Source organism: Sphingomonas sp. LH128 (assembly GCF_000293195.2).
GTDB classification, from domain to species: domain Bacteria; phylum Pseudomonadota; class Alphaproteobacteria; order Sphingomonadales; family Sphingomonadaceae; genus Novosphingobium; species Novosphingobium resinovorum_A.
The window spans coordinates 1-6,439 of record NZ_ALVC01000033.1 but is presented as its reverse complement, the minus strand read 5'-3'; the positions used below and the strand labels follow the sequence as shown (position 1 = coordinate 6,439).

The 6,439-nt window shown below is 63.7% G+C and carries 5 protein-coding genes; 2 read left to right on the top strand and 3 right to left on the bottom strand.

Features of this window, described 5'->3' with window-relative positions:
- Positions 1-648: 648 nt before the first annotated feature.
- From LH128_RS03315 to LH128_RS03305, 3 genes are all read right to left on the bottom strand, one after another.
- On the bottom strand, positions 649-1,110 hold the full coding sequence (locus LH128_RS03315; RefSeq protein WP_155986150.1) for a hypothetical protein: 462 nt from the start codon (positions 1,108-1,110) through the stop codon (positions 649-651).
- A 60-nt stretch (positions 1,111-1,170) separates the two neighbouring features.
- Positions 1,171-1,752 (bottom strand): hypothetical protein, encoded by a 582-nt coding sequence (locus LH128_RS03310; RefSeq protein WP_155986149.1) that lies wholly within the window; start codon positions 1,750-1,752, stop codon positions 1,171-1,173.
- Between the two features lie 927 nt (positions 1,753-2,679).
- Positions 2,680-3,690, bottom strand: coding sequence for a 2-hydroxyacid dehydrogenase (locus tag LH128_RS03305; RefSeq protein ID WP_008828160.1), 1,011 nt, complete (start codon positions 3,688-3,690; stop codon positions 2,680-2,682).
- A 101-nt stretch (positions 3,691-3,791) separates the two neighbouring features.
- Between LH128_RS03305 and LH128_RS03300 the strand changes: the two genes are divergently transcribed.
- Together LH128_RS03300 and LH128_RS03295 are read left to right on the top strand one after the other, a co-directional pair.
- Positions 3,792-5,111, top strand: a complete 1,320-nt coding sequence (locus tag LH128_RS03300) for a M20/M25/M40 family metallo-hydrolase (protein ID WP_008828159.1) — start codon at positions 3,792-3,794, stop codon at positions 5,109-5,111.
- A 90-nt stretch (positions 5,112-5,201) separates the two neighbouring features.
- A complete protein-coding gene (locus tag LH128_RS03295) occupies positions 5,202-6,320 on the top strand; it encodes a GGDEF domain-containing protein (RefSeq protein WP_008828158.1) in 1,119 nt (372 codons plus the stop codon).
- Positions 6,321-6,439 lie beyond the last annotated feature (119 nt).

Genomic DNA, 6,439 nt, shown 5'->3' with positions numbered 1-6,439 from the left:
CGCCATCCCGAGATGATCGACACTTCCACCTCGCACATCGGCTTCCGCTGCGTTCGACGTTGAATCGTTTGCTGGCATTTCGTTTCAGTCACGCAGGTGCGCGACATCAATGCCTTTAGTCAGAGCAGAGACCGAGAGCGCCCCAAGCGGACTGAATGTCGGCTTTCCAATGGCCGCCTCTCCGAAGGCGACTGACCGGAATGTCCCAATTGCCGAACGCCCGACAATGGGTGGTGGATCAGCCTCATATTATACGAGTGGGCGATTTTCCCATTCTCGCAAATCGCTTATAAGCACCAAACAATTATGGATTGCCCCGAACGTTGATCTAGCATCCGATGAGGAAGACGATATCGGCGACAGACGCAAAGTCCAAACTGCCCACCATCTTCCAAGACGTGGCTGACGGGCACAGCTATCTTGTCACCATCCATGGGCGAGCAATCGCGCAAATCGGTCCAGTCGCACCGTCTGGTAGGCTTGCGCTCGCCGCACGCGCGGCCCTGCTTGCACGCCTTGAGCGCCAGACGATCATCCGTACCAGCGCCTGGACACGCGATGATTTGTACAATGGCGATCGGTAAAATACGCCGCGGTCACCTTGGCAGCGTCGATGACGGAACTGGCAGGCGACACGATCAATCGGCATCAATCAAGCCACTCGATCCCGACCTGCGCCTCCAGGATGCGTGCCGCATGAGCGATATGCTTCAGCGAAGGGCGACGGCATGATTTCTGGAAGAAACGCCCCGTCCCTGCCCGCTTGTCCAGTTCAACAAAGGAGATTTGCATCTCTTTTGACCGGCGACGGATCGCATCGAGCGTGGGGTCTTCGAACGTCACCAAACTCGGTTGTCTTCGGACGGCGCCGATATGGGATGCCTTGCTCTTGATTTGACACAAGCGCAGTCCGGGGAAGAGCTTGATGAGTTCATTGTCGGACACGCTGTCACGATAAGCAGCATGAAGGCGTAGCACTTCCTTGTTGGTCCAGACATGGCGCCGGACCACGATCCCGATTCTCCGCACACGATGCTTGATAGCTGCAACGGTCCGACCAGGCAGCAGGCGCCGCAATGCGCGATAGTCTGGGTAGATTTCCCGCAGCACCTGGTCCTCCACCTCAGACCAAATGGCTCAGATATGCCCTTTGCCTGATCGCTTCCGGAGCTAGGCATGGGCCCAGAATATCGTGGGTCGCCCGCCCAGAAGGATCATCGCCCGCTGGAGAGCACGCCAATCCATGTAGCTGGGCGATACGAAATATCGCCGCCTGCCAACAAAGGCGTCGAGGTCCGTCATCGAAAGGCGGCATTCGAACGCGCGTTTGCGAATGCTGTCGACAAGCGGCATTCCAGTTGGCGTGGGCGCACGCCGGGGGCGACGATATCCCTTATCGCGGGCCTTCCTCCATATTTGCGAGCGGGTCTTGCCTGGAAACATCTCGAGTAATTCCGACATGGGAATGCCTGCCACATAGGGCTTCCGCAGGCGAATAGCCTCATCGCTGGTCCATATCCGGCGAGAAGGTACGAGCCCCAATTGCCGCGCCTTGTGCATAACAGCTGCAAGGGTTCTGCGCGGCAGAGCCACGCAGGCAGCTTTCCTGTCGGGAAAGGCAGCGCACAAACGGGCGATCTCGTCATCAGTCCAGACCGGATCGCCGGCGATGGTGCATCCGGTTCGCTCGATATGACGGAGCAAAGCCATGCGCCCGCGTTCGCCGCGACTCTGACCATCAAAAGGAATCATGCTGCGCCCCGAGCGTTTCGGTCGTCGCTCAGAATTGGGGACAATCTATACGCCCATATGACATCGGCCCCAGAATATGACGCAGTTTGGAAGAAATCAGCTAACCCAACCGGCGGCACAGGATCTGTAGCCAGGAGCGCAGAATCCGGCCCAAAGGGCAAGCGTCGGCACAATCGGCACTTCAGTGCCCTACCCCCTTACGTCGCGAAGCGCCTTGCTGCATCATGATCGTGGTCCAACAGATGGCTGGATGTGCCACAGGCCCTGCGGGGTTCTGAACTGCCAGCCCGATCGGAAGGCCACGGTTGCAAGCATACAGGCTTGCAACCTGCTCATTGAACATGTGGATAGGGTCAACAAGCGAGGTGCGATCCCTGGCCCATCAGCAGCGGACGCGCCACAGTTTCCGACAGGGATTCTAAGCTGCCGTTTTTCTGTCGATGGAGAATCAGCCTGCAATCCGATAACGGCCGTATCCGGTCTTCTGGAGCAGCCCTTCGTGACACATGCGGGAGAGATAACAGCGAGGGATACCAATGCCTGTGAGGTCCTTGGTTCTCACTTCGCCCCGCTCGCGCACGAAAGCCACGGCACGTTCTCTCAAGGATTCTTTAGGACTTCCTGCTGATTTGATACGTTCCTTACGATCGCGATCACGCTTGCGAACCCCATGCGTGGGTTCTCGTGGCAATGACAAAGGCGCATCCTTCGCAAATTCGCAAGACTGGACCGCCACCTTTAGCAATGAATTTCTTGCCATAGCGCGATATCGTGATATGGTTTTTCTTGCTTCATCGGATACGAATATTGAATTTTTTAGACGTATACTGAAATGGGAGCCAACTTCTTCCGCTCCAGATCATGATCACAGGATGATGACCGCCCGACCCCAAGCGGGCGCGCGACAGCGGATAATACTTCCAAAGATCAGCTTCTTACCGTCTCCGATCGAATCCGGTTCGGCAGCGCGCGGCCGGCTGCGAAGTCGCTTACGCTCTGCAGTGTGGTCCGCGCGATCGCGTCCAGTGCTTCCTCGGTGAGGAATGCCTGGTGCCCGGTCATCAGCACGTTGGGGAACGTCAGAAGCCGCTGCAGCAGGTCGTCGTCGATGATCTCGCTGGACAGGTCGTCGAAGAAGACCCCCGCCTCCTGCTCGTAGACATCGAGGGCGACGCCGCCGACGCGGCGCTGCTTGAGCGCCTCGATCAGCGCGGCGGTGTCGATCAGGGCGCCGCGACTGGTGTTGACCACGACAAGACCCGGCCGCGCCGCTGCAAGCACGGCGGCATCGATCAGGTGATACGTATCCGGCGTCAGGGGACAGTGCAGCGTGACGATCTCCGATTCGCGCAGCAAAGCCTCGCGCTCGACGTAGCGCACGCCGATTTCGACCAGCCCCTCATCGACCACCGGATCGCTCGCCAGCACGTCGCAGCCGAACCCGGCGCGCAGCGTGCGGGCGACGAGAGCACCGATCTGGCCGGTGCCGACGACGCCCGCCACCCGGCCATGTAGATTGCGGCCGACAAGCCCGTCCAGCGCGAAGTTGTTCTCCCGCACCCGCGACCACGCGCGGTGGATCTTGCGGTCAAGCGAGAGCAGCAGCCCGACGGTGAATTCCGCCACAGCATGGGGCGAATAGGCGGGCACCCGCACCACCGCGATCCCGAGCCGGTCGGCGGCGGCAAGATCGACGTTGTTGTACCCCGCGCACCGCAGCGCCAGCAGCCGCACGCCTGCACTCGCGAGCGCTTCGAGCACGGCCCGGTCGGCTTTGTCGTTGACGAAGACGCAGACCGCCTCGTGCCCTTCGGCGAGCCGGGCGGTCGAGAGCGTCAGGGGGGCGTCGAGGAACTGCAGGTCGAAACCATGATCCGCATTGGCAGCTGACAGAAACGTGCGGTCGTAGCTACGGGTGCCATAGACGGCGATGCGCATCGTTCGACCTCGTTCGAATGGACCGGCGCGACGATGCCCGCCCCGGCAGGTCCTGTCCACCGCGGCCTTGCGCCGGACCGCATCGGGGCTATCGTAAGGCCATGTCTCGCATCCGCATCGCCGCCCTCTCCGCCCTGCTTCCCCTGACCTTCGGCGCGGCGCCGGCCCTCGCAGCGCTATCGCCTGCCGAACGCCAGATCGTGAGCACCGCCGATGCGGGCACGGAAAGCGATATCGCCCTGCTCGAAAAGCTCGTCGCGCAGAACAGCGGCACCCGTAATCTTGACGGCGTGCGCAAGGTGAACGCCATGGTCGCGCCCGAATTCGCGGCGCTGGGCTTCGAGACGCGCTGGGTGCCGATGGATGCGGTGGGCCGCGCCGGGCACCTCATCGCCACGCACAAGGGCAAGCGCGGGACGACCCGGATGCTGCTGATCGGCCATCTCGATACCGTGTTCGAGCCAGGCTCCCCCTTCCAGACCGCCCGGCGCGAGGGCACCATGCTGCACGGCCCCGGCGCGGCGGACGACAAGGGCGGCGTCGTGGTGATGCTCGCCGCTCTCAAGGCGATGAAGGCGGCGGGCACGCTGGCGGGCGCCAACATCGAGGTCGTCCTCACCGGCGACGAGGAGGCTGCGGGCGAGCCCGTCAGCCTCGCCCGCGCCGACCTGGTCGCGGCGGGCAAGCGGGCCGACGTCGCGCTCGATTTCGAGGGGCTGGTGATCGTCGACGGACAGGACTACGGCTCGGTCGCGCGGCGCTCGGCGGGGGATTACACGATCACCGCCAGCGGGATCACCGCGCATTCCAGCGGCATCTTCTCGCCGGAGGTAGGCGACGGCGCCGTCTTCGAACTCGCGCGCATCATCACCGCCTTCCGCGAGGAATTGCCCGAGCCCAACCTGACCTTCAACATCGGCCTCGTCGGCGGCGGCGCCACGGCAGCGCTCAGCGGAGACGAGGCGCAAGTCACCGCCACCGGCAAGACCAACATCATCCCGCCCGTCGCGATCGCCAAGGGCGACTACCGCGCTCTGACGCCCGAGCAGGTCGAGCGGGTCAAGGCCAGGATGCAGGCCATCGTCGCCCGTCACCTGCCGCGTACCGACGCGGCCATCCGTTTCAAGGACGGCTATCCGCCGATGGCGCCCACGCCCGGCAACCAGGCGCTGCTCGACCGGCTCAACACTATCAACACCGACCTCGGTTTGAAGGCCATGCCCGCGCTCGACCCGCTGAAGCGCGGTGCAGGCGACATCAGCTTCGTCGCACAGTACGTCGATGGACTGGCAGGGCTCGGCCCGTCGAGCAGCGGCGATCATACACCCGAGGAGCGCGTCGACCTTTCCAGCTTCCCACGCCAGATCAAGCGCGCCGCCCTGCTCATGACCCGCTTGAGCCGTGAGCCTGCCGGGCGCTGACAGCCTTTTCCGTCATGGTGCATGCCCTGATCCGCGCCATCGTAAATTAACCATTTGCTGCCATACGGCCCCGGCCATAAGGGGCCGCAAATGAGCTTTCCGGACGTCGATACGCTGCGCCTGTGCAGCATCCTCGCCTCGATGGCGTTCGGCATCGTCTTCACGGTGCTGTTCTTGCGCGCCCGCAGCGAGCGGCACTTCCTGTGCTGGGGCATGTCCTCGCTGCTCTACAGCGGCGCGATCCTCGCCTTTTCGTTCGCGCCGCTGCGCACGCCTGTCATCGTCACCCTGCTTTATGCAGTGCTCGGAATGACCAACGTGCTGCCGGTGGCCGGCGCTCGCCTGCTGGAGGGACACAGCGCCTTCGTGCGCTGGATGATCATTCCCATCGCCAGCGCCGCCCTGGGCCATGGCCTGCCGCTTGTGCTGGGCGCCGCGGGGCTCGTTCAGCCCTACGGCATCTGGCAGACGATAGGCGATGCGCTGGGCCTGTCGATCTCGATGGGGCTTTCCGGGTACATCCTGGCCTTCACCGGCAACGCGGCGCAATCGTCCGGGCGGCGCATGGCGGGACTGTCGATGCTGGCCTACCTGCCGGGCTACATGCTGTCGATCGTCGCGACGATCTGGGCGATGCCCGGAGACGAGTGGGTGGCGCTGCTGGCCATGCTGTCCGACCAGATCCTGCTCGGCGTGCTCAACCTCGGCCTACTGGCGATCCCGGTGGAACTAGTACAGAGCCGCCTGCGCGACGCTGCCTTGCGTGACATGCTGACGGGCACGTGGAACCGGGCCGGGCTGGAACACGTGGCGCCCCGCTTCCTCGTCGCGGGGGCCGGAGTGATTGCCCTCGACGTCGATCACTTCAAGTCGATCAACGACCGTTTCGGCCATGCCGCCGGAGACGAGGTGCTGGCGACCATCGGGCAGGAAGCGCGGCAACTGGCGGCGAAGTCGTCCGGGCAGGTGATCCGCCATGGCGGCGACGAGTTCCTCGTGCTGCTGCCGCCCGCGCAGGATGCACAAGCCTTCGCGCGGACGCTGAAGACCTACCTTGCCGACCATGGCGCCGGATCGGGCTGGGGCGTCAGCATCGGCATCGCGCATGTCGCTGCCGGGGACGCGACGCTGGGCGAAGCGGTGAAGCGGGCCGACGCCGCGCTCTATCAGGCCAAGGCGGCGCGCGCGCCCTTCGTGCCGGTCATCTGACGGCTCAGGCCAGAGCCAGTCCCCCTGCTCCCACGCACGAGACGACCAGCCCGATCTGGAGCGCACGGCGGAAACGCGGCGGCGCGAAAGGCGCAAAGGCCGCCGCCAGCACCAGCGCC